This window comes from Kaistella chaponensis (genome assembly GCF_900156725.1).
GTDB classification, from domain to species: domain Bacteria; phylum Bacteroidota; class Bacteroidia; order Flavobacteriales; family Weeksellaceae; genus Kaistella; species Kaistella chaponensis.
In genome coordinates this window covers 37927-59902 of sequence record NZ_FTOI01000012.1, presented here as the reverse complement: position 1 = coordinate 59902, position 21976 = coordinate 37927, and the positions used below count along the sequence as shown (strand labels likewise).

22 protein-coding genes are annotated in these 21976 nt (G+C 35.2%); 8 read left to right on the top strand and 14 right to left on the bottom strand.

What is annotated here, in order from left to right; all coding sequences use genetic code 11:
* The first annotated feature begins 4 nt into the window (after positions 1-4).
* Together BW932_RS11825 and BW932_RS11820 are read left to right on the top strand one after the other, a co-directional pair.
* Positions 5-1234 (top strand): ABC transporter permease, encoded by a 1230-nt coding sequence (locus BW932_RS11825; protein ID WP_076387819.1) that lies wholly within the window; start codon positions 5-7, stop codon positions 1232-1234.
* 97 nt (positions 1235-1331) lie between these two features.
* Positions 1332-2312, top strand: coding sequence for a PLP-dependent cysteine synthase family protein (locus tag BW932_RS11820; protein ID WP_076387817.1), 981 nt, complete (start codon positions 1332-1334; stop codon positions 2310-2312).
* A gap of 71 nt (positions 2313-2383) precedes the next feature.
* Here the strand turns inward: BW932_RS11820 and BW932_RS11815 are convergent, their stop codons facing one another.
* The 6 genes from BW932_RS11815 to BW932_RS11790 form a co-directional block, all read right to left on the bottom strand.
* Entirely contained in the window at positions 2384-3718 is a 1335-nt protein-coding gene (locus BW932_RS11815) for a glycosyltransferase family protein (protein ID WP_076387815.1), read from the bottom strand.
* 470 nt (positions 3719-4188) lie between these two features.
* The gene (locus BW932_RS11810; protein ID WP_076387850.1) at positions 4189-4596 is read right to left on the bottom strand and encodes a GxxExxY protein; all 408 of its coding nucleotides are present in this window, start codon (positions 4594-4596) and stop codon (positions 4189-4191) included.
* A gap of 30 nt (positions 4597-4626) precedes the next feature.
* Positions 4627-7191, bottom strand: a complete 2565-nt coding sequence (locus BW932_RS11805; protein WP_076387813.1) for a YfhO family protein — start codon at positions 7189-7191, stop codon at positions 4627-4629.
* A 59-nt stretch (positions 7192-7250) separates the two neighbouring features.
* The gene (locus BW932_RS11800) at positions 7251-7472 is read right to left on the bottom strand and encodes a hypothetical protein (protein WP_076387811.1); all 222 of its coding nucleotides are present in this window, start codon (positions 7470-7472) and stop codon (positions 7251-7253) included.
* A gap of 63 nt (positions 7473-7535) precedes the next feature.
* On the bottom strand, positions 7536-8591 hold the full coding sequence (locus BW932_RS11795; protein WP_076387809.1) for a DUF6263 family protein: 1056 nt from the start codon (positions 8589-8591) through the stop codon (positions 7536-7538).
* Between the two features lie 213 nt (positions 8592-8804).
* Entirely contained in the window at positions 8805-9323 is a 519-nt protein-coding gene (locus tag BW932_RS11790; RefSeq protein ID WP_076387807.1) for an SRPBCC family protein, read from the bottom strand.
* Between the two features lie 67 nt (positions 9324-9390).
* Between BW932_RS11790 and BW932_RS11785 the strand changes: the two genes are divergently transcribed.
* The 3 genes from BW932_RS11785 to BW932_RS11775 are packed head-to-tail and all read left to right on the top strand — an operon-like array spanning position 9391 to position 12502.
* Positions 9391-10002 (top strand): hypothetical protein, encoded by a 612-nt coding sequence (locus BW932_RS11785; RefSeq protein ID WP_076387805.1) that lies wholly within the window; start codon positions 9391-9393, stop codon positions 10000-10002.
* Positions 10003-10032: 30 nt separating this feature from the next.
* Positions 10033-12123 carry a M3 family metallopeptidase gene (locus tag BW932_RS11780; protein ID WP_076387803.1) on the top strand — a complete coding sequence of 697 codons (2091 nt, stop codon included), beginning with the start codon at positions 10033-10035 and terminating at the stop codon, positions 12121-12123.
* Position 12124: 1 nt separating this feature from the next.
* Positions 12125-12502: a cupin domain-containing protein gene (locus BW932_RS11775; RefSeq protein WP_076387801.1), complete on the top strand. Its 378-nt coding sequence runs from the start codon at positions 12125-12127 to the stop codon at positions 12500-12502.
* Between the two features lie 19 nt (positions 12503-12521).
* Here BW932_RS11775 and BW932_RS11770 read toward each other — a convergent pair whose 3' ends face one another.
* Together BW932_RS11770 and panD are read right to left on the bottom strand one after the other, a co-directional pair.
* Positions 12522-13559: a lysylphosphatidylglycerol synthase transmembrane domain-containing protein gene (locus BW932_RS11770; RefSeq protein ID WP_076387799.1), complete on the bottom strand. Its 1038-nt coding sequence runs from the start codon at positions 13557-13559 to the stop codon at positions 12522-12524.
* Positions 13560-13580: 21 nt separating this feature from the next.
* Positions 13581-13931: an aspartate 1-decarboxylase gene (gene panD / locus BW932_RS11765; RefSeq protein WP_076387797.1), complete on the bottom strand. Its 351-nt coding sequence runs from the start codon at positions 13929-13931 to the stop codon at positions 13581-13583.
* Positions 13932-14319: 388 nt separating this feature from the next.
* Between panD and BW932_RS11760 the strand changes: the two genes are divergently transcribed.
* The gene (locus tag BW932_RS11760; protein WP_076387795.1) at positions 14320-14619 is read left to right on the top strand and encodes an HU family DNA-binding protein; all 300 of its coding nucleotides are present in this window, start codon (positions 14320-14322) and stop codon (positions 14617-14619) included.
* 76 nt (positions 14620-14695) lie between these two features.
* On the opposite strand, the gene pdxH is transcribed toward BW932_RS11760, so the two are convergent.
* Positions 14696-15340, bottom strand: a complete 645-nt coding sequence (pdxH, locus tag BW932_RS11755) for a pyridoxamine 5'-phosphate oxidase (protein WP_076387848.1) — start codon at positions 15338-15340, stop codon at positions 14696-14698.
* Between the two features lie 54 nt (positions 15341-15394).
* Here pdxH and BW932_RS11750 point away from each other — a divergent pair, with 54 nt between their 5' ends.
* A complete protein-coding gene (locus BW932_RS11750; RefSeq protein WP_076387793.1) occupies positions 15395-15943 on the top strand; it encodes a YqgE/AlgH family protein in 549 nt (182 codons plus the stop codon).
* A 129-nt stretch (positions 15944-16072) separates the two neighbouring features.
* Here the strand turns inward: BW932_RS11750 and BW932_RS11745 are convergent, their stop codons facing one another.
* The 3 genes from BW932_RS11745 to BW932_RS11735 form a co-directional block, all read right to left on the bottom strand.
* A complete protein-coding gene (locus BW932_RS11745) occupies positions 16073-16879 on the bottom strand; it encodes an aminotransferase class IV (protein ID WP_245820730.1) in 807 nt (268 codons plus the stop codon).
* A gap of 74 nt (positions 16880-16953) precedes the next feature.
* Positions 16954-17340: an START-like domain-containing protein gene (locus BW932_RS11740; protein ID WP_076387791.1), complete on the bottom strand. Its 387-nt coding sequence runs from the start codon at positions 17338-17340 to the stop codon at positions 16954-16956.
* A gap of 240 nt (positions 17341-17580) precedes the next feature.
* The gene (locus tag BW932_RS11735) at positions 17581-18756 is read right to left on the bottom strand and encodes an aspartate aminotransferase family protein (RefSeq protein WP_076387789.1); all 1176 of its coding nucleotides are present in this window, start codon (positions 18754-18756) and stop codon (positions 17581-17583) included.
* Positions 18757-19257: 501 nt separating this feature from the next.
* Between BW932_RS11735 and BW932_RS11730 the strand changes: the two genes are divergently transcribed.
* Entirely contained in the window at positions 19258-19641 is a 384-nt protein-coding gene (locus tag BW932_RS11730; RefSeq protein ID WP_076387787.1) for an HU family DNA-binding protein, read from the top strand.
* 75 nt (positions 19642-19716) lie between these two features.
* Here BW932_RS11730 and BW932_RS11725 read toward each other — a convergent pair whose 3' ends face one another.
* The gene (locus BW932_RS11725; RefSeq protein ID WP_076387785.1) at positions 19717-21456 is read right to left on the bottom strand and encodes an OstA-like protein; all 1740 of its coding nucleotides are present in this window, start codon (positions 21454-21456) and stop codon (positions 19717-19719) included.
* On the bottom strand, positions 21456-21929 hold the full coding sequence (locus tag BW932_RS11720; RefSeq protein ID WP_076387783.1) for a Fur family transcriptional regulator: 474 nt from the start codon (positions 21927-21929) through the stop codon (positions 21456-21458). The genes BW932_RS11725 and BW932_RS11720 overlap by 1 nt, the downstream gene beginning before the upstream one ends.
* Positions 21930-21976: the final 47 nt, after the last annotated feature.

Genomic DNA, 21976 nt, shown 5'->3' with positions numbered 1-21976 from the left:
CTGCTTGAAATTTCCATTATATTTTTCCAAAAAAATAGCTTTTTCCAAAGATAACAAAAATAATCTCTCACGGATTATCGTATTTATTGGGCGGCTTTCTGTGGCTTTAGGTGTCATCGTTTCGCTCATCACGGTTTGTACAGGATTGGGTTCAAAGAAAGCAATCAAAGAAAGAATGGCCGATTTTTCAGGACATATTTCCATAAAATCAAAGCAATCGAATAGTTCTTACAATTCTTCGATTCTTAATACCGATGGTTTTCAATTGAACAAAATTAAAGCACTTCCCGATGTTGCTTCCATCCAAAAATATGTTTCTGTAAGCGGAATTCTTCGCAATGAGCATAATTTTGCCGGAATTATTTTCAAAGGAATTGGCAAAGATTTCGATTCGGAAAGATTTAAGAAATTTATAGTTGCGGGGAAAACTCCGGTCGTGACAGAAAAGGGGTTCAATAATGGCATCTGTATTTCCCAAAAAATCGCCAATGATCTCCATCTAAAAGTAAAAGACAGCATCGTCGCTATTTTTTCTAAAGAAAATCAAAGCCCACTTTATCGAAAATTTGAAGTGGTCGGGATTTATAAAACCGATATCAAAATGATCGATGATCTCTTTATTATCGGCGGAATTAATCATGCCCGTAAAATTCAGGGTATGAAAAATAATGAGGTTGGCGGAATTGATGTATTCCTAAAAAACATCAATGATATCGATGAAGATGCCCCCAAAATCGATGAACTTGCGGGTTATAAAAATTACACCACAAAAGCAACCGCTGAATATCCACAGATCATGGATTTCATTGCGATTTTCGACACCAATATTGCCTTGATTATCATTATTATGATGGTGGTTGTTATCATTAATATTGTGATGGTACTTTTAATTTTAATAATTGAAAGAACGAATTCTATTGGAATGTTGAAAACTTTGGGAGCGAGCAACGGACAGATTCGCGCCATTTTCATTAATTATACGTTATTGATCATGGTTCCTGGTTTGGTTTTTGGGAATATAATTGGTCTTGGTTTTTTACTGCTGCAAAAGTATTTTGGGATTATTAAACTGAATCCGGAAAATTATTATTTGAGTGTGGTACCTGTAGATTTAAACATCATTTATATTCTTACCATATCTTTGGGAATCCTACTCGTTTCGGGTATTTCCCTTATTTTACCAAGTTATTTGATCAGTAAGATCTCTCCTGTTAAGGCCATCAAATACAATTAATTTTTAAAATTATACCTTTGCAAATTCGTAATTACAAGAGGAAAAATTACGATATCTTCAATGCATTAAATAAACACACTACTCTTTAAAAATCTTTATGAAATACGCACAAAATATCCTTGAGACGATCGGAAATACCCCATTAGTAAAACTCAACAAAGTTTTGGGTGAAGATTTTCCCGCTTTGGTTTTAGCTAAAGTAGAAACCTTCAACCCAGGAAATTCTGTAAAAGACAGAATGGCTTTAAAAATGATTGAAGATGCTGAAAAAGACGGGAGATTAAAACCTGGCGGAACCATTATCGAAGGAACTTCTGGGAATACAGGAATGGGATTGGCTCTTGCCGCAATTGTAAAAGGATATCGATGTATTTTCGTTACCAATGCCAAACAATCCAAAGAAAAATGTGATATTTTAAGAGCAGTTGGTGCAGAAGTAATTGTTTGTCCGACCGATGTGAAACCAACCGATCCGCGTTCTTATTATTCCGTTTCTAAAAGATTAGCGGCCGAAACCGAAAACGGATGGTACGTAAATCAATACGATAATTTATCGAACAGAACGGCACATTACGAATCTACAGCGCCAGAAATTTGGGAGCAAACCGAGGGGAATCTAACCCATTTTGTAGTCGGCGCAGGAACAGGCGGTACCATTACAGGATGCGGTATGTATTTTAAAGAAAAAAATCCCAATATCAAAGTGATCGGAGTCGACACTTATGGGTCGATCCTCAAAGAGTTCCACGAAACGGGTGAACTTCATCTCGATCGCGCATATACGTACATTACAGAAGGAATTGGTGAAGATATTATTCCCGAAAATTTTGACATGTCGATTATTGATCATTTCGAAAAAGTAACCGATAAAGACGGCGCCATTTACGCCAGAAAATTAGCCAAAGAAGAAGGAATTTTTTGTGGATATTCTGCAGGAAGTGCGATGGCTGCTTTGGTACAGATGAAAGATCAGTTTACCAAAGATGATGTTATTGTTGTTTTGTTGCACGATCACGGTTCCAGATACGTCGGGAAAATTTACAACGACGAGTGGATGAAAGAACAAGGTTGGTTGTAAAATTCTAACCAAATATAAAAAGTCGGATTATTGTCCGACTTTTTTTATGAAAATGATTGAAATTTAAAAAATTACAAAATTTCAGTTAACTTTTTGGTAAGATTTCGACGGGAAAATTGCTCAATATTTTGAGTTCGAGCACTTGAATCACCGCTTTTCCATTCTTCGAATTTTTCTAAAATAAAGTGTTTTATAGTTTCTAAATCATCATAGGAAAAATGCTTTCCTGCATTGGTTTCTTCTAAAATTTTCTTTACGTCGCTCTCTTTCGGACCGAAAGAAATAATTTGATTTCCGGTGGCTAAATATTCAAAGATTTTTCCAGGAATAATTCCTTTTGAAATTTCTTCGGGGAAATTGGTCATTAGAAGCAGATCAGAATTCTGCATCTCAGTATTTGCTTCTGAATGAGAAACATATCCTAAATTTTTAATTGATTTTTTTAAGTCTGAATTCTCGAATTTTTCTAAAATCTTCTCATCAATTCTACCCACGAATTTCAGTTCAAAATCATTTTTAAAGGCTTCATTTTCTTGAATTAATTCATTGAGCACATTCCACAAAATTTCGGGATTTCGAAGCTGCTCCAAAACGCCGATATAACTTAAAATAAATTTTGTTGAGTTATTGGGTTTTTGAGTTGTTGTGTCGTTCGTATTTTCAGACGGCTTTACAGCTTCACGATTCATCGACTTTACCTCAGAATCAAAACCATTTGTAATACAAAATGCGTTCGCTCCTTTTTGTCTAAAATTTTCAGCATCGGAAAAGCTTGTCGCCAAAGTAATATCTGCTTTTTCAAAAACTTGTTGTTCCAAATTTCTGTGTTTTTGATCTGCAGATTTCGTTAGTTTCAAATGTTTGTAGTAGGAAATTTCCGTCCAAGGATCGCGGAAATCGGCAATCCATTTTAAATGGGGAAATTCCTTTTTCAATTCCAATCCAATCAAATGCATTGAATGCGGCGGTCCAGTTGTAACAAAGGCGTCAAAGTGATTTTCCTTCAAATATTTTTTCAGAAATTTTGCTGAAGGTTGTACCCAAAAAACTCTTGCATCAGGAATAAAAAAATTTCCGCGGACCCAAATTGAAAGTTTGGATTTCCAGGATTGATTATTTCCCACATCAAATTGTCCGGCTTTGAATTTCTTGTTGTCTTTGCCAAAGAATTCTGCGATTTGATAAGGCTCCCAAATTTTAGTTTTAATGATTTCTACCTCATCGGAAACTTCCTTTGATAAACTTTCATCAACAATCGGATAACTAGGATTTTCGGGAATAAAAACGGTGGGTTTCCAACCAAATTCTGGTAAATATTTTACAAATTTCAACCACCGCTGAACTCCTGGTCCACCGGAAGGCGGCCAATAATAGGTGATGATGAGTATTTTTTTTGGTTGATTCATACTTAACCGTAAAAGAGACAAAAATTTATATGATGTTAATTATTACATGCTTTTTTTTTAACCGCAAAAGAGACAAAAGTTTATATGCTTTCTAAGTAAATCAAAAGATTGCAAAATGTAAATTCACTTTTTAATATTAAATTATTTTTTAACCGCAAAAGAGACAAAAGTTTATATACTTTTTTAGTTAATCAAAAGATTGCAAAATGTAAATTCTGTTTTTAATATTAAATTATTTTTTAACCGCAAAAAAGACAAAAGATTATATGTTTTCTTATGTTAATCAAAAGATAGCAAAATGTTTAATAAAAATTCATTTTTTTATATTTAACCGCAAAAGAGACAAAAGTTTATATGCTTTTTAAGTTAATCAAAAGAAAGCAAAAATAAATCATAGAGGAATTTAGTTTTGCTTTCTTTTGATTTACTTTTATACGATCATTTCTTTTGTTTCTTTTGCTGTTTATAGTTTAATCTAATTGATCAAAATATTTGTTAATGAAGGTTTCTTGTCCATTATGATATAAGTTTTTGACATTAAAATTCACTAAAATTCCTTTCGGGACCTTTAATAAATTCATATAATTTATAACTTGAAATTTATGCAGATCCAAAGTTTGAGAAACTGACTTTATTTCTAAAACAATCAAATCTTCAATCAGAAAATCGCATTTGAAATCGCAATTCAAATTTTGTTCTTTATAGATTACAGAAATTTTAAATTCAGATTTAAATGGAATATTTCTTATTTCAAATTCTTTTTCTAAAGCTTTTTGGTAAACAATTTCAGCCAAACCGGCTCCCAAAATTTTATGAACTTCAATACAAGCTCCATTAATTCTATAAGTCAGATCTGTAATGTATTTTTGTGTTACCATCTTGGTGAAATTTTGCTCCTTTTGAAACACTTATTCAACCACAATTTCTTTTGTCTCTTTTGCGGTTTTCCATAACCATAAAATTCCGCCCAAACTTAATAGCAAAAACAACCCGAAACAAATCATCGAAATCAATTTTCCTTTTGCAATAACTTCTGGTGCGAAAATCATTTTCAAAGTATGATTTCCCGCCGGAACATGAACTGCGCGCAACAAATAATCGGCTTTGATGTAAGGAACTTCTTTGTTATCAATGAACATTTTCCATCCTTTTGGATAATAAATTTCCGATAAAACAGCCAGTTGTGGCGTTTTCGATTGGCTTTTAAATTCGAGTTCGTTGGGTTGATATTTGGTTAAGTTTAAAAATGCGGTGGAATCTGCTGCAATCTGTTTTCCTTCAAAATATTTCTGATCATCTTGAGAAATAATTGCAATTTTCTTTGTATCAACTTCCCCAATTTGCTTAATTTCTTCGTTAGGAGTTTTTACAAATTTTAGGTCAGAAACAAACCACGCATTTCCATTGCTTTGCGGATTTGTAACTGCTTCTGGATTTTCTGCATCGCCAAAAATCATGTATTTTGTATTGAGCATATTCAAAATTCGTGGCACTTTCACAGAATCCATTTTTCCAAAATACTCATTAATAAGATCATCATAACGGCGTAATTTTACCGCATGATAACCCCCAATTGAGGCTTTGAAATAAGAAGTGTTCGTTTCGCTGAATGTTCCCAAAACTTGGTTGTAAATTCGGTAATGCGTTTTGTCTTTTTCGGCAATGGTTTCTAAAGTTTTATTGATGTTTGCATTGGCTAGAAGCGATTGTAAGTTTTTATTATCGCCCACTTTCTGCATCAACAACTCGGAGTTTTCTGTTTGAAAAGGATTTTCGGTAAAGGTTTTATCAATGAAATTATCATTATTCAAATACCTTTTGTTCACGCTCCACAAATCGAATAAACTCACCAATCCAAGAATGATAATTGCGATATTCTGACCGATTTTTTTCTTTAAACTTAAGAACAAAACAGCGGCTGCAATTCCAACATAAACGATGGCTTTAATCGCATCAATTCTAAACATTTTGAATCGTTCATCAACCAAAAAATCTAATAAATATGGTGGAAGATAGGTTTTCTCTGAAGCGGTATAAAAACCTAAAATCGATTTCCCGAAGATGATTAATAAAAAAGTAATTCCTAAAACAGCTGCACTTACATTGATTAAAATCTTCTTTTTGTATGCTTCTGTCAAAATATTTTCAGCCGAAGTTTCCGTTGTTTCATTCGAATTAAAAAAGCGATAAAGTCCAAGAATCGCAATTAAAGGGAACAATAATTCGACCACGACCAAAATAGAACTTGGCGCGCGAAATTTGTTGTAAAAAGGCACGAAATCAATAAAGAAATCTGATAATGCCATAAAATTACTTCCCCAAGCTAAAAATATGGTCAGAATTGAAGCTCCTAAAATCCAATATCTGTATTTTTTCCAACCAAAGAAAAATCCTAAAATCGCCAGAAAACATACGATTGCTCCTTGATAAGCTGGTCCGGAAGTTCCGGGTTGTTCTCCCCAATAAGTTAATGAACCGAACCCTTTCGAAATCTGATCCATTTCTTCTTGTGAAGAAACATTGCTTTTGACCATTTCCTGAACGTTCTCCATCATTTTCTCGGAACCTTCTTCATTACTTGAACCGCCCATTAATCTTGGAATAAACAGGTTTAATGTTTCCATTTTACCGTAACTCCACATCAAAATACTTTCATTATCCATTCCTGATTTTTCGGAAGAATGGGTATCGTTGTCTAAAATCTGTTTTCCACGAACGGTTTCTGTGATATATTCAGAATTCGCCATAATTCTTTGGGAATTCATACCAACTCCGAGAACAAAAGCCAAAGCTAAAATTCCGGTAGAAATCCCAAAATGTTTCCAATCGGTTTTGCCTTGAAACGCGCGAATCAATTCAGACAAGAATAAAAAACCGAGTGCAATAAAGAGATAATAAGTCATTTGCGGATGATTCGCAGCCACTTGCAATCCCATAAAAAGTGCGGTTACGATAAAACCAACCACATATTTTTTGCGGATATAAACCAAAAGAATTCCCGCCAAAAGTGGCGCAAAATAAGCAACTGTTTGTATTTTTCCGTTATGTCCTGCTGCTAAAGCAATATAAAAATAGGTTGAAAGTCCGAAAAAAGTAGCGCCCAAAAGTGCATATTTCCAATTTTTAACGACGACCATTCCGAGAAGAAAAAAACCTGAAAAAAGAAGAAAAATATAATTCGCGGGTTTTGGTAAAAAATTGAGAATTTCATCAATTTTTTTAATGATATCGCCTTTAAATTGTGCTCCCATTTGGTAAGTCGGCATTCCTCCAAACATCGAATCACTCCAATATGTTTCTTCCCCATTTTGAGCTCGGTAATCCAACAATTCTTTCGCACCACCTTTGTATTGTACAATATCATGCTGGAAAAGTTGTTTCCCACTGAGAACAGGATTTGCATAAACCAATGCTAAAATCACAAAAGCCAAAATGCTTGCGATGATAAAAATGAATTTTTTATTTTTTGACATATCAAATTGTAATCGATAAAAAACCTTTCGAATTTTAAAAATCGAAAGGTTTTTGATTGTTATTTCTTCTGGTTGTTTTCTTTAATTTCTTCGTAATCTACCGTTTCTGCATCCCAATTGATCCTTGAATCTAAATTTTTTTTAGATTGAGCCGCACTGGTTTTTCCTTCATCATTTGGTTTGGGAAATTTGTAAAAGGATGCAAAAAACATCCGTTTCAAAATATTCCAAAGAAAAAAAATAATAATAGTTGCTATTATTAATTCAAAAATAAATTTCATAAAATTGAAAATTAGTTACCTATAGAGCGTTAAAAATACTCTTTGTTCCTGAGTTTTTATCTATTATTTCCCTGGATTTACAATTACCGTGGAGTTAGAAACACTTTTCATCGTTTGCGTTTGTTTTCCATCAGAAAGTGTTTCTGATTGCGAAGTCTTCACTGCGATATTTTGATTTTTCACCCAACCGGTTTTTTGATCCAAAGTTATTGTTCCGTTCTGTGTCAAGTCAGAACTTATGCTTCTGGTAACGCCTTGTTGCGTTTTTTTATCAGATTTATGAGGAATTCCGCCAGAAACTGAAATCGTAACGATTCCATTGTCTACACTTTTTATGGCATAATTGGTAGAAAGTTTTATTTTTCCGTCGGGTGTTGCGTTTTCAGTTTGAGTCCATTTTTCACCAACTTTCACGCCTTTTGCAGGAATCAAGTTTAAATTTTTGGTGAATTGATCTTTCAGAATTTTTTCGTTAAAACCTCCTTTGAAACTTTGCAGAAATGCTTCTTTTTGTTTCGGATCTTTAATGACACTTCCCATGGAACTTCCGATTTTCGTATAAACAGGCTCAAAACCAGTAATTGAAATCACTTTCCCAGCTTCTGTCATTTTCATATTCAGCTTATTTCCGACCAAACCTTTGTTTATTTTCCACATCATTTTGAGCTGATCTTCTTTCGGTTCTGCCAATTTCGTGTCAATAACTATTGATTTTCCATTGGCATTTTGAGCATTTCTTTTCCCTACTAAATTGATGGTGATGTCGTAAATTCCATTTGCAAAATCATTCACGGTAAACGCCATTTCATCGGTTGTTTCACTCGTTCCACTTTGGGTTTTTCCATCAGGTGCAGTCATTGTTTGCACATCTTTTTGAAACGTGGTCAAAGGATATGTTTTTCCTTTTTCTAACTTAAAACTTTGTTTGTAAACTCCCAACGAATCATTGATTGCAAATGTTTCAGCGCTCACCTCAGCAACCTTTGTAGAATCGGTCACAGGAACTTCTACGGTGATCGTTTTACCCGTTGCAGGATCAACTTTAGTAACAGTTTTGGTTTCTTTTTTACAAGAAATTAAGGCTATGGAAAGAATTGCAATTGCAGTGAATTTTTTCATTAAATAATTTTTCTTTTTTTCTTAGGTAATAAATTTCCTTAAAATATCAATTTTTGGGGAAACGAAGGACAAATTTAAGGTAATTATTTCTCATGGTTTCAAACATTATAATTATTTTAACAGACTTTGGCTCATTTGAAATGATGTAAATCCAAAATTGGAAAAACAAAAAAGTCGGCGTTTAAACCGACTTCAAAAAACTGCATTTGATTATTATTTTTCAGCAAGCGCTTCTAATGCATTCAAACCGCTATCGTATGATTTTCCCATTTGAGAATCCATGAAAAGCTTCATCAGATTCATCGGATAATCCAACTCGCAATCCATGGTCCAGGTTACTTTTGTCGCATTTCCTTCCGGAATTAAAATAAGATCTGAAGTGGCTTCACTTTCGAAAGGTTTGTAGAAAATCATTTTGGTCGATTGCTTTTGATTCGGAACAAGCGCCGTAATTTCCTGACAACCACTTCCCGATTCCTCATTTCCTTCCCAACAGTATTTGTCGCCAACTTGCCCGGAATTTCCAGAATATTTGACTTTTATGGTAGGATCAAGCTTCATCCACGGATTCCATTCGTTAATCGATTTGGTATTGTTAAGGTGCGCGTAAACTTTATCCAACGGAGCATTGATTACGATGGATTTTTCAAAATGGTAAGATTTACCCATCACAAACATGGTAATAACAGCAACCGCAACTATTCCTAAAAGGATTAATAAGATTTTTTTCATGGTAGTACTATTTTAAATTTTTGATTAAATTTAACAAAAATTAATGAACAAAATCACAACAACTTAAATGATTAAATATCTTTCCCTATTCATTCTTTTATTTTCGTCAAATATATTTTTTTCGCAAAAGGTAAATCCAATTATTTTCATAGAATTGGGAACTGGTTATGCCAATGATTTCACGAATAAAGGCGGCTTAAATCAATTTGGAGAACTCAATTTTGAAACGAATAAAAATTTGTTTTCAGTGCGATATTCTGAATTGTACCAATTTGGTTTAGATATTTTATTAATTACTCCTATCACTCCTATTCCAGTGATTGCATTAGAAGTAGAATATAATGAAATTGCGTTTCTGTATGGAAGAAGATATACCAAGAATAATTTTGCATACAGTTTTTCCGGCGGAATTTCTACCAATAAATACATACAGGGCTTCAAAAATGAAAACAATGAATGGTTTCAGGAAAAAAAGAATTTTATCGGATTTCCATTTGAGTTTAATGTAAAATGGTTCAAAAACAATAAAAGCAAATATAAAATTTACGAAATAATTCCTGTAGGAAAAGAAACTGGTTTAGGAAATAGTATTGGTTTTAAATTGCTCGGAAATATTTCACAACATTCCTTCATTGGCGTCGGAATAGTCATGGGAATAGGTTATCACAAAGAATATTAATACTTTTGCTTACACAATAAATCAATAAAAATGTCCAATATTTTAACAGAAATCTTCACAACACAATATCAATCTGCACCTTTCACCGAAATTAAAGAAGCAGATTTTCTTCCTGCCTTTCAGGAATTGATCAAAACTTCGGAAAAAGAGATCGACGAAATTGTAGAAAATAAAGAAGAAGCCACTTTCGAAAATGTAATCGAAGCTTTGGCTTTTTCTGGTGAACAACTGGAAATTGTTTCGAGTATATTTTTCAATTTAAATTCTGCAGAAACCAATGACGAAATTCAGAAAATCGCACAGGAAGTTTCCCCTATTTTAACGGAATATTCTGCGAAAATTTCTCAAAATGAAAAGCTTTTCGAAAAAATTAAAAAAGTCTTTGATGAAAAAGAAAAATACAATCTGAACGAAGAACAGGAAATGCTTTTAAATGAAACTTACAAAGGTTTTGTAAGAAGCGGCGCACTTTTAAATGAGGCTCAAAAGGAACAGTTTAAAAATATCAGCATCGAACTTTCTAAGAAGTCTTTAAAATTCGGGGAAAATGTTTTGGCAGAAACCAATCATTATTTCAAACACCTTACCGATGAAAAAGATTTGGCCGGAATTCCAGAGGCAATTTTGCAACAATACCGTGAAGAAGCCAAAGAAAGAAATCTGGATGGATTTGTCGTGACTTTGCAATATCCGAGTTTTTTACCATTGATGACTTATGCCGAAAACAGAGAACTTCGAAAAGAATTGGCTTTGGCAAACGGAAGAAAATCTTTCCAAAATAATGAGTTTGACAATCAGAATTTGATCAAAGAAATCATTCAACTGAAACAAGAAAAAGCCCAACTTCTCGGCTATAAAACTTACGCTGATTACGTTTTGGAAGAAAGAATGGCAAAAGATCCCGCGAAAGTAAAAACTTTTTTGAATGAACTTTTGGAAAAAGCAAAACCTTACGCAGAAAAAGAAATCGAAGAACTAAAATCTTTAGCAAAAGCAGACGGAATCGAAGATATGCAAAGCTATGACCATACTTTTTACGCCGAAAAATTGCGCAAACAGAAATTCGATATCGATGATGAAGAACTGAAACCTTATTTCCAATTGGAGAAAGTTCAGGAAGCCGTTTTCGGTTTAGCAAAAACACTTTTCGGTTTAGAATTTAAAGAAACTTCGGAGATCCAAAAATACCACGAAGAAGTGAAAACTTACGAAGTGTGGGAAGTTGGAGGACAGAAGTCCAAAGTTTCCAGCGAATTGAAAGCTTCCGACACCCAACTTCCGACTTCCGACTTCAAAGCAATTCTTTACGCCGATTATTTCCCAAGAAAAGGAAAAAGAGCCGGAGCTTGGATGACGAGTTTTAAAAATCAGTTCCGAAAAAATGGTGAAAATCACCGTCCACATATTTCGGTGGTTTGTAATTTCTCTAAGCCGATAACAATCGGCTCAAGTTCAGACACGCCAAGTTTATTGACTTTCCAGGAAGTGACGACACTTTTCCATGAATTTGGTCACGCTTTACACGGCATTTTAGCGAATACGACCTATCCAAATCTTTCCGGAACTTCTGTGAAATGGGATTTTGTAGAACTTCCGTCCCAGTTTTTAGAAAATTACTGTTACGAACCGGAATTCCTGAAAACTTTCGCAAAACATTACAAAACGGGCGAAATTTTACCGGATGAGAAAATTCAGAAAATTTCAGATTCCAAGAATTTTATGGAAGGTTATCAAACCATGAGACAAATCGGTTTCGGACTTTTAGATATCGCATATCACACGGATTCTGAAAAAGTGGGCGATGTAAAAACCTTTGAAGTAGAAGAAACAAAAGCGACCAATTTGTATCCAAGCAATCCGGAAACTATTATGAGTACGAGTTTTTCTCACATCTTCCAAGGAGGTTATTCTGCGGGATATTATTCTTACAAATGGGCAGAAGTTTTGGATGCGGATGCTTTTCAATATTTTAAAGAAAACGGAATTTTCAATCCAGAAATTGCCGCGAAATATAAGATCTTGCTTTCTTCTGGCGGAACAAAAGATCCGATGGAACTGTACAAAAATTTCCGGGGAAGCGAACCGAAAGTGGAAAGTTTGTTGAAACGAGCATTTGGATAAAATGAGCGATAACAATAACGAAATTCCCGCCATTCGATTACTGCGAAATGCGGATGGAGAAAGCTTTTTTGAAATAGGTAAAGTACGGACTCAGCTAAAAATAAAATCGGAAGAATTCTGGTTTGCGAATACAATCGATTCTTGGCAAATTGGCGCTCATGCCGCGCCACGAAAACAATTTGTCATTACTTTGAGCGGGAAATTAAAATTTACGACGAGTGATGAACGCACTTTTATTATAGAACCCGGAATTGTTTTGCTAGCGGAAGATATCGACGGTGAAGGTCACCAATGGGAAATGATCGAAGGGTATGAAAACTGGCATCGAATCTACATTCCACTCGTTGAAGATTCTGAATCTTATTTTATTAAAGATTAAATTAAAAAGAAAATACTGATTATTTTTTCGGAGCAGAATTTCTCGCTTTTGCCAACATCGGAATGGAAATAATTCCCATCACAATCATAATCACCAATTGCATGGTATGAGAAATAAAGGCGTAAGAAAGCCCGACTTCGCCCCCTTCTTCCGGGTTTTTTCCCATGGAAAGAAAAAGCGCCATAATGCCGAATTTTAAAGCCAAATGAAATGCGCCAATTCCGCCCGAAGCTGGAACCATCATTCCCAAAGTTCCGACCACGATGATGAAAAACCCATCTGCAATGGTGAAATCTGAGGTTTCAGGAAGTGCAAAACACACCAAATATGCCGCTAAATAGTAGGAAACCCAAATAGCGAGCGACAACAAGATAAATTTTCCTTTTTGCTTTAATTTAAAAATAGAAGTTAAACCATGAAGAATACCTTTTGCAAAATTAATGACCTTCTGATAAATAGGAAATTGCTGCAACTTTCTTCTTAAAACAAAAAACAGAATTCCCAAAAGGGCCGAAATTCCTACAATAACAAACCATTTTGCATTGGAAGCTGGTTCAGTAGTTTTGCTTTTTTCTGCGGTTACATATTGATAAAAAGATAAAATTGCATCGTATTTGAAGATTAAAGTCAAACCTAAAAATCCCATCATACAAATTAAATCCACTACTCTTTCTAAAATGATCGTTCCGAAAGATTTCTCAACGGGAACATTTTCCACACCATAAAGAGCAGTAGAACGGGCCAATTCTCCACTTCTCGGAATGGTTAAATTCATCAGATATCCGAATGAGATCGTCCACAACGCATTGGAATTGGAGATTTTGTAACCCATCGGTTCCAGCAATAAATTCCAGCGAACTGCGCGAAACCAATACGCCAAAAGTCCAAATACCGCCGCAACAAAAACCCAAAAATAATTGGCTTTTGCAAAATACCCTGCAATTTTTTTAAATTCCATTCCCTTCAATGCAAACCACATAAAAAGTGCTGCAATTCCGAGGGAAATAGCGATGGTTAAAAAGGTTTTAAGAGGACTGGATTTTTTAGAATTTTCCAAAGAAAAAATTTAGATCAGGAATTAAGTGAGAAGATTCGTTTTTTCGTCTGGAAAAATAATTTTGGGCTGAAAAGTTTTCGCTTCTTCTGGAGTCATTTGCGCGTATGATATAATGATGATGATATCACCTTTCTGAACTCTTCGTGCAGCAGGACCATTCAAACATACTTCGCCGGATTTTCTTTTACCTTTTATTGCATAGGTATCGAATCTTTCACCGTTATTAACATTAACGATATAAACTCTTTCCCCAACTAAAATTCCGGAGGCTTCCAAAAGATCTTCATCAATCGTAATGCTTCCAATATAATTAAGGTCCGATTCCGTAACACGAACCCTGTGGATTTTTGATTTAAAAACTTCAATTAACATGGCGCAAATTTAACGATTTTAATCAAAAGTAACATAAATATTTTTTTTTGTTGAATGTTCTGGTATCAACCAAAAATACGTTCATCTCGACCTATTTTAAGATTAATATTCAGTACATTTTAGATGATGTAAAACGCAATGCCTAATTAAACAATTCACAATTTCAAATAGAGAAACAAATTATAGACAATTATCCGACCACCAAAGGTTTTGGCACAATTTTAGTATTCAAAAACCTCGCAAATTGGCAATTCTTTCAATTTAGTAGTTTTTGTTAATTTAGAGAAATAAATAGATTTCTTGTTAAATTTTTGTAAAAAATTTGCGCAATATGAAAAATGTTTTATATTTGCTTTAACAATGACACTAACTTAAACAAATAATAATTATGAACAAATCAGAATTAATCGATGCTATCGCAAAAGATGCGAACATTACAAAAGTTGCTGCAAAAGCTGCTTTAGAATCTTTCATTTCTAACGTTACCTCTACTTTGAAACAAAAAGATGGTAAAGTTTCATTAGTTGGATTCGGTACCTTCTCTGTAGCTGATAGAGCTGCAAGACAAGGAATCAACCCTGCAACAAAAAAGCCAATTCAAATTGCTGCAAAAAAAGTTGCTAAATTTAAAGCTGGTGCTGATTTATCAGGAGCAGTTATGGAAGGTATGGCTAAAAAGAAAAAATAATCAATAGATTAACATACAAAATTAAATCCCGAGTAATCGGGATTTTTTTTGTTCTATAAATTGAAAATTGCTCATATTAAGGAGCCAATCGCGAAATCTTCCATTCATAATCTGCCTGAAGTTCATAGATAATCCTGTCATGAAGCCTATTCGGACGACCTTGCCAAAATTCGATTTCATAAGGTTTTGCGATATAACCACCCCATTTTTTCGGCCGTGGAATTTCTTTGTTCTGATATTCTATTTCCAGATCCATCAGTTTCTTTTCCAAAAAGTCACGGTCAGGAATGATTTGACTTTGCGGAGAAACTGCGGCTCCAAGTTGACTTCCTTTGGGTCGGGAATGAAAATAACCGTCGCTTAAATTCTCTGCAATTTTTTCTAAATTGGCTTTGATGATAATTTGTCTCTCTAAAGTTGGCCAAAAAAAATGAAGACACGCTTTATGATTGTCCTCAATTGCTTTCCCTTTCCTACTTTCGTAATTGGTATAAAAAACAAAACCTTCCCAAGTATAAGACTTTAGTAAAACCATTCTCGTTCTAGGACAACCATCATTTTCTAGGGTAGAAATAGCCATCGCATTGGCTTCGGAAATAGCAGAATTTTCCTCTGCTTCCAAAAACCAATCCCGAAACTGCTCCATCGGATTTTCTTTAATTTGATTTTCAAGAAGTTGGGATTTATCGTAAACTTTTCTTTTGTCGTGCAGGTTTTCCATAAAATTTTTTATTACTTTTGAAAAGAGGTTTTTCTTTTTGACCCTATATTTCAAATGAATCATTCTTACAAAGGTAAAATTTTAATTTCCACTCCGGATCTTTCGGTAAATATTTTTTCGCGGTCGGTAGTTTTGATTATAGACCATGATGACAATGGCGCTTTTGGTTTGATCCTTAATAAGAAGAATTCTAAATTTAAAAATGAATTGGATCCTAAATTTGGATCCCACATCGAACTTTACAAAGGTGGACCTGTAGAAAAACATAAATTTTTCTTTCTGACTAAAGGAATGAAAATCAATGAAAATTTCAATGAAAGTAGCGACGAATTTTTTGTCACAGATGATTTAGAACAAGTGGTTAAAGGCCTTTCTGAGGAGACCATCAAGATGGAAGAAATTAAGATTTTTTACGGATATTCTGGGTGGGGAAGCAAGCAACTCGATGAGGAAGTAAAGCGAAAAATGTGGACCGTTGTTGATACTTATAACCTGGATTATACGTTGCCAAATGATCAAACACTTTGGAAAAACATCATGCAAAACTTAGGTGGGGAATATTTACTGTGGGCAAATACACCCGAAGACATTTCTATGAATTAACCTTCAAAATTTAACAAAACTTTAATACTGCACGGTATAATTTTACGATTCAAAGGTCGTTATCTCTATATCAATAATTAGAAAACCCGGTAAAGGACTTGAAAAGGTTGTTTCCCGGGTTTGTCAATTTTAGGCGAAACTCAATTTCCACTGGTTCATCAATTCTGAAAACCGCGCTGTTTCAAACGTTTTATTTCTAATTTTAGTTACTGCAAAGATTCCCCTTTCATCCGAAATCATGAGAATTTCTTCGGCTTTCTGGGATTCAAAAGCAATCATTTCTGCTTCTTGAATTTCTGCGAGATTGTTCTTATGAATGAAAGTCACGAAGTTTTCCATAAGCGGAGAAATATAAGCACCTTCAGTGGTTTTAGGTATTTTTATAATCTTTCCTTCCAAAAACAAAAGATTCCCGTAAATACTCCGTGCAATCCGTTTGTTGGGGTTGAGTAGAATTACATCATCTAAATCATTTTCTTTTGCGTAAATCTCTGCGTAAATATTCTCTGGCGAATGCGTTCTGATCGTATTGAGAAAATTGGTATTCACATTTACCTCTTTGATCAGATCCATCTCATTGTTGCCTTGAACCGCCAAAATATCTTCAAATTCTTGTACCTCAAAATAAAAAGAAACACCAGATTTTTCCAACATCTGATCATCAGTATTGCGATAGACCAAAACCTGGATGATTCCATCCGTAATCCCTTGCTGAATAACTTTCTGCTCAAAAAGATTTTGAAAGAATTCCAATGTATAAGAAAGTGGAATATTCATGCGCATTTTCCGCATTGAAGCCATGAGAAAGAAATAGCATTCTTCAGCCATGATCAATTGATTATTGCTTACAAAAAAGGAAACCTTCACGGCATCACCCAAAAGGAAAGCCCGGTTTATCGGTTGAAAATGCTCTGAAATTTCGCTATGTTTTTCCAAAATTATTCTGAATTTAGAGTAAAAAAATAATGAACGAGAAAATCGTTCATCATATTATATTAGTAAAAAATATCTTAGGTTGCTCCTAATTTAAGTCTTAGATTTTCAATTAAATTCTCCCAATACAACTGGTTTTCCACCTCATCACCTGGTTCACAAAAATCGGTTACAATCAGTGCCAAATCATCAGTAATATCATCAATTACAATGGTCATTTCAAAATAATTCTTGCTTCCTTCATCCTCTTCCCAACGGTAGCGGACAAAACTTTCTGGTTTGTAACGAATAAGCGTCGCTTTTTCACCTGGACCACCGTTCCAGCTGAAGAAAAAATCATCTCCTTTTTCGATCACGTCGTCGGCAAACCATTCAGATAATCCTTCTGCACTTGCCATATACTCGTATAAAATCTCCGACTGACAGTGCATTGGAAATTCGTATTGCACTTTCGTTTTCGCCATAAAGCATCCTATTTTTAATGTGTCGCAATATATAAATTAATTTCTGATTTACGCAACATATTTTATCAAAAACAGGAAATTTTCACAAGCCAGAAAACCAAATTTTCTACAAAAACCCGTCTTGCTGTACGCTCTATCCCCGATTCCAACCACAGGTACTGAAAGCATGATATTTATCATCGCTGGAAACCACTTTCATCGCTAGCAAAAGAAAGTGCGTTTTTGTTTGTCGAATTTTTTTTAATGTTCGTTTAAAACTTCAAGAATGATTGTACAACCTTCCCGGATTTCTTCTAAAGATAAAGTCAATGGTGGTGAAATTCTAAGGTATTCATTTCGGTATAATTGCCAGAAAACAACAAGACCTTTTTCCATGCAGCGTTTTGCGACTTCTAAAGTGTATTCGGGTGAACCCAAATTAACCGCCAACATCAACCCTTTCCCATTGATGTTTTTGATTTTTGGATGGACCAAAAGTTCGCGGAACAGCTTTTCTTTTTCGGCAACTTCATTCATCAAACCACTTTCTAATACTTCTTTTAAAGTAGCATAACTCGCTGCAGCGATCAAAGGATTACCGCCAAATGTGGTGATGTGTCCTAGCTTTGGCGAATGAGAAAGCGCATGCATGATTTCTCGGGAACTCATAAAAGCACCCACCGGAACGCCGCCTCCCATTCCTTTTCCCATCACCAAAATATCGGGAACGATATCGAAATGCTCGAAGGCAAAGAGTTTTCCGGTTCTTCCGAAACCGGGTTGTATTTCATCTAATATTAAAAGTGCGCCTACTTCTTCGCACCGTTTTTTTAATTTCTTAAGATAATCATCGGCAGGAACCAGAAATCCTGCAGCTCCCTGTATGGTTTCTAAAAGAACGCAGGCGGTTTTCTCGGTGATTTTTTCTAAGTCTTTTTCATCATTAAACCCAATAAAACTTACCATTGGCAAGAGCGGTCGAAATTCCCGCTTATGATATTCGTTCCCAGAAACCGACAAAGCTCCGTGGGTATTGCCGTGATAAGAATGATGAAAAGAGACGATTTCTTCTCGCCCAGTGTATCTTTTTGCCAACTTTAAAGCACCATCAATTGCTTCTGCACCAGAGTTTACCAGATAGGTAACTTCTAAAGGTTCAGGAGTAGCTTTTGCAAGAAGTTTGCAGAGTTCTACGGGCATTTCCTGTGCGTATTCGCCGTAAACCATCACGTGCAGGTATTTTTCAGCTTGCGTTTTGATGGCTTCTACAATTTTTGGGTGCGAATGTCCTAATGTATTGGCAGAAACGCCGGCAACGAAATCGAGATATTTTCTGCCGTCTTTGCCATAAATATAACTTCCGACCGCTTTTTCGACTTCGAAACCTGCGGCGAATTGGGTGGTTTGAGCTTGATATTTAAAAAAATCTTTTTGCATAAAAAGAAAACTTTGTTAAAGATTTAAAACAGAGACAAAGGTCGTAAAACATTTTGCGATATTAAAAAAAAACCATCTCTCAGCAGTTTTTAATTTTAATGACTTATAAAAATTTAGTTTTTTGAAAATAAAAAATCTCAAAAAACCAGTATTCTTTTCCATTAAAAATAATAGCTTCTCCTGATTTTTGATAGGCATTTCACTTCATTTTATACACTTATCATCTTAATCGGACTTTCAAATTTTAATGCTTTTAAGCTCTAATTTTCAATCAATTTTAGCCTCTTCGTTATCGCCCATCAATAGAGCGTTTCAAAAAGACACGTACGTTTTCCTCAAAACGTAAGGACGTTTTCACTAAAACGTAAGGACGTTTTCATTAAAACGTAAGGACGTTTTTGAAAAAATAAATGAATTTTATAAAAAAAGGGTTAAAACACTCTTTTCTTGTATTCATATTCTATCTAATTTTACTTCAGTTAATCTTAAAAAATTTATACCATGCCAATTACATTTAGTGCGGTACTTAGAAGAAATCCGCAAAGACCAACCGAACCGCTTAAGTATTATGCGAATATTATAGGCGAAGGCAAAACTACGCTTTCCGACCTTGCGAAGCACGCAGCTTCTACTTCTACAGTCTCCAAAGCAGACATACTCGCCGTACTGGAGAGTACGTTTACAAAGATTGCTGATGATGTAGCCGACGGACGAATTGTGTATGTAGGCGAATACTTCACCTTGCAAGCTGGTGGATCCAGCACAGGTGTTGCCACTGCCGCGGAAGTAAACGCTACCACGATCAAAAGTGTAAGAACGATATTTCGCCCAGGGAAAATGATCAAAGACGCCCTGAAACTTGCGGAATTTCATAAGAAAAGTTGATCCATTAATACGTAAACAATTGTAAAAAGCACCGTAATGCGGTGCTTTTTTGGTCTTTTAAATTCGTTGAAATCATTATTTCCTCACCCTTTTCGGCTTCTTGGCTTCTTCTTTTGCTTTGGCATCATCGATTGATTTCTGTGCAGCATTGAACAGCGCATCATCGGCTTCATAAACTGTAGCTTCATAACCGGGAGAATCGAGGAATATATCTTTCCACGTCTTCAATCGGTCTTTTGTATTCCAGTTGAAGTCGGGGAAGAAGCGTTTCTCTCGTGAGATCTGACTCATCGGATAGATGTCGGTATTTGCACCGATGTTGCAGGAGATGATTTGTACCTTGCGATCTTCAAACAATGCTTCGATGGTTCCGCAAGTTGAAAGGGCAACACCGATTCTTTCTACTTCTTTCGTCTTTTCATTTTGATCATCGGCGTAGGTGATTGCCTGTGCGTTTCCGATGACTTTGGCGAGATTGATTTCGTTTTGTTTATAGTACACGTTCATCAACTTTCCTTTCACTTGGTTGAATTCATCTTTCATATTCAATGAATCAGCTTTACTGATGGCGAAAGCGTTGCCAATGACACGCAAGGAATCGATGAACTCGTTTTCGGTATCGAAATACGCTTCTATTTTGTCGCCAGTAATCTGTTTCTCTCCACTCCAGGCAATTGGTTTGCCATCGAGGTGCATAATTCCGTCGGTTTCATTGAAGCTTAGCGAGTCGGCTCGTACTTGAATGTTGCTTTTGAACATGCGAGATTTTTTATAGGCACGCAGGAAACTTTTCTTTTTTAAAGGATTTTGATCATCAATTTTCTGATAAGCCAAAATTCTTTCAGCGGAGAAATACATAGAATCTTTCTCTAAAATCTTTACAGCGTAAGGCTTTTCGGTCATCATGGCAGAATCTTTCTTTTCATAGATTTCGCCGTATCCTCCTTTCATGTAGCGCTTTTCTTGTGGATCGCGCAGCGTCACATTTCCTTTCCCTTTACCAAATCCTGTGATCTGATTGAAGTACAGATCGTCTCCTGTAAGGATTTTGCCGTTATAATTAATGCGGGAATTCTTCTTGAGATAGACTTCTTTAGAATTCATGTTATACGTTCCTTTCTCGGTATAGATAAGGTTGGATGGATTTTTCTTATTGGTAATGGTGGTCGGTCCGTTGAAAGTTGCCGTATTGGTGTTTTGATTCTGAATAATATTTACGCCATCTACGGTATATTCTGGGTTGTCTATTTTCACGTTTCCGGTAAAATCGATCAATCGGTTTGCTAAATCGTAGTTCGCCGCTTTGGTGTACATCACATTTCCATCTTTGGCAATGGTACCTCCGGTGTTGAAATAAGCGTTGTTTGAAAGGCGATCGTAGTAAAGTGTTTCTGTTTTGATGGTTTGTCCGGGGTCTGTAAGCACCACATTCTTTCGAGCAATTCCTTTCTGTGTATTACCATCATACTCCATTTCACCGGAGGTAATGACAGAACCATCTGCATTTTGGAGCTTTACATTTCCGAGGGCTTTTACAAAATTCTGTTCTCTATAAAAGATCACTTCATCAGCAGTGAGCGTAGAACCTTGATGGAAAAACTGCACATTCCCGGAGAAAAACGGGTTGTCGTCGTATTTACCTTTTACAATTCCGAAAGTATCGGCATGAATTAATTTTACTTTTTCGCCTTGTTCGGTGGTATTGGTCTTTTGATTAAAGAATACATCTTTCACAGCGGGCACTTTGGGTTCCGTGGGAATCTGCGCAAAAAGATTGGCACTGAGAAGGATAAAAAAAACGAAAAAATGTTTCATTAATTCTTTTTGGTTCCGTAAAAATAAAGGGAGTGTGAAGCAATGTCGACGCCAAAAGTGCTTTCAATGGCATCTTTAATACCCTGAATTCTCGGGTCGCAAAACTCGATGATTTCTTCGATTTCCTTATCGGATCCTTTTTTATAGATCACGAGATGATCATGTTGTTTATCGAAATAAGATTTTTCGTAAGAGGAAGAGGAAAGCGTTTTTTCGCCAAACTGGTGTTTTCTGATCAATCCTGCATCCAGAAAAATCTCTATCGTGTTGTAGATGGTTGCTTTGGAAACGTGGTATTTCTTCTGCATCATCAAAAGATAGAGATCATCAACGTTGAAATGATGTTCCATCGAATAGATTTCTTCGAGAATCGTGTATCGTTCAGGAGTGTTTCTAAAACCTTTATCCATCAGATATTGTCTTAGAACTTCCTTAATTGTTGCGATATTGAGCTCTTTATGATTGGCTTCCATTAAAAATGATTAGGTACAAATTTATCGAATTTTTTATTAATGATTTT

What these genes read in the sequence shown, in the direction of transcription:
- BW932_RS11820 (WP_076387817.1), top strand. Translation starts at nt 1,332, where the DNA reads ATGAAATACGCACAAAATATCCTTGAGACGATCGGAAATACCCCATTA.
- BW932_RS11815 (WP_076387815.1), bottom strand. Translation starts at nt 3,718, where the DNA reads ATGAATCAACCAAAAAAAATACTCATCATCACCTATTATTGGCCGCCT.
- BW932_RS11810 (WP_076387850.1), bottom strand. Translation starts at nt 4,596, where the DNA reads ATGGTAACACAAAAATACATTACAGATCTGACTTATAGAATTAATGGA.
- BW932_RS11805 (WP_076387813.1), bottom strand. Translation starts at nt 7,191, where the DNA reads ATGTCAAAAAATAAAAAATTCATTTTTATCATCGCAAGCATTTTGGCT.
- BW932_RS11800 (WP_076387811.1), bottom strand. Translation starts at nt 7,472, where the DNA reads ATGAAATTTATTTTTGAATTAATAATAGCAACTATTATTATTTTTTTT.
- BW932_RS11795 (WP_076387809.1), bottom strand. Translation starts at nt 8,591, where the DNA reads ATGAAAAAATTCACTGCAATTGCAATTCTTTCCATAGCCTTAATTTCT.
- BW932_RS11790 (WP_076387807.1), bottom strand. Translation starts at nt 9,323, where the DNA reads ATGAAAAAAATCTTATTAATCCTTTTAGGAATAGTTGCGGTTGCTGTT.
- BW932_RS11785 (WP_076387805.1), top strand. Translation starts at nt 9,391, where the DNA reads ATGATTAAATATCTTTCCCTATTCATTCTTTTATTTTCGTCAAATATA.
- BW932_RS11780 (WP_076387803.1), top strand. Translation starts at nt 10,033, where the DNA reads ATGTCCAATATTTTAACAGAAATCTTCACAACACAATATCAATCTGCA.
- BW932_RS11775 (WP_076387801.1), top strand. Translation starts at nt 12,125, where the DNA reads ATGAGCGATAACAATAACGAAATTCCCGCCATTCGATTACTGCGAAAT.
- panD (WP_076387797.1), bottom strand. Translation starts at nt 13,931, where the DNA reads ATGTTAATTGAAGTTTTTAAATCAAAAATCCACAGGGTTCGTGTTACG.
- BW932_RS11760 (WP_076387795.1), top strand. Translation starts at nt 14,320, where the DNA reads ATGAACAAATCAGAATTAATCGATGCTATCGCAAAAGATGCGAACATT.
- pdxH (WP_076387848.1), bottom strand. Translation starts at nt 15,340, where the DNA reads ATGGAAAACCTGCACGACAAAAGAAAAGTTTACGATAAATCCCAACTT.
- BW932_RS11750 (WP_076387793.1), top strand. Translation starts at nt 15,395, where the DNA reads ATGAATCATTCTTACAAAGGTAAAATTTTAATTTCCACTCCGGATCTT.
- BW932_RS11740 (WP_076387791.1), bottom strand. Translation starts at nt 17,340, where the DNA reads ATGGCGAAAACGAAAGTGCAATACGAATTTCCAATGCACTGTCAGTCG.
- BW932_RS11735 (WP_076387789.1), bottom strand. Translation starts at nt 18,756, where the DNA reads ATGCAAAAAGATTTTTTTAAATATCAAGCTCAAACCACCCAATTCGCC.
- BW932_RS11730 (WP_076387787.1), top strand. Translation starts at nt 19,258, where the DNA reads ATGCCAATTACATTTAGTGCGGTACTTAGAAGAAATCCGCAAAGACCA.
- BW932_RS11725 (WP_076387785.1), bottom strand. Translation starts at nt 21,456, where the DNA reads ATGAAACATTTTTTCGTTTTTTTTATCCTTCTCAGTGCCAATCTTTTT.
- BW932_RS11720 (WP_076387783.1), bottom strand. Translation starts at nt 21,929, where the DNA reads ATGGAAGCCAATCATAAAGAGCTCAATATCGCAACAATTAAGGAAGTT.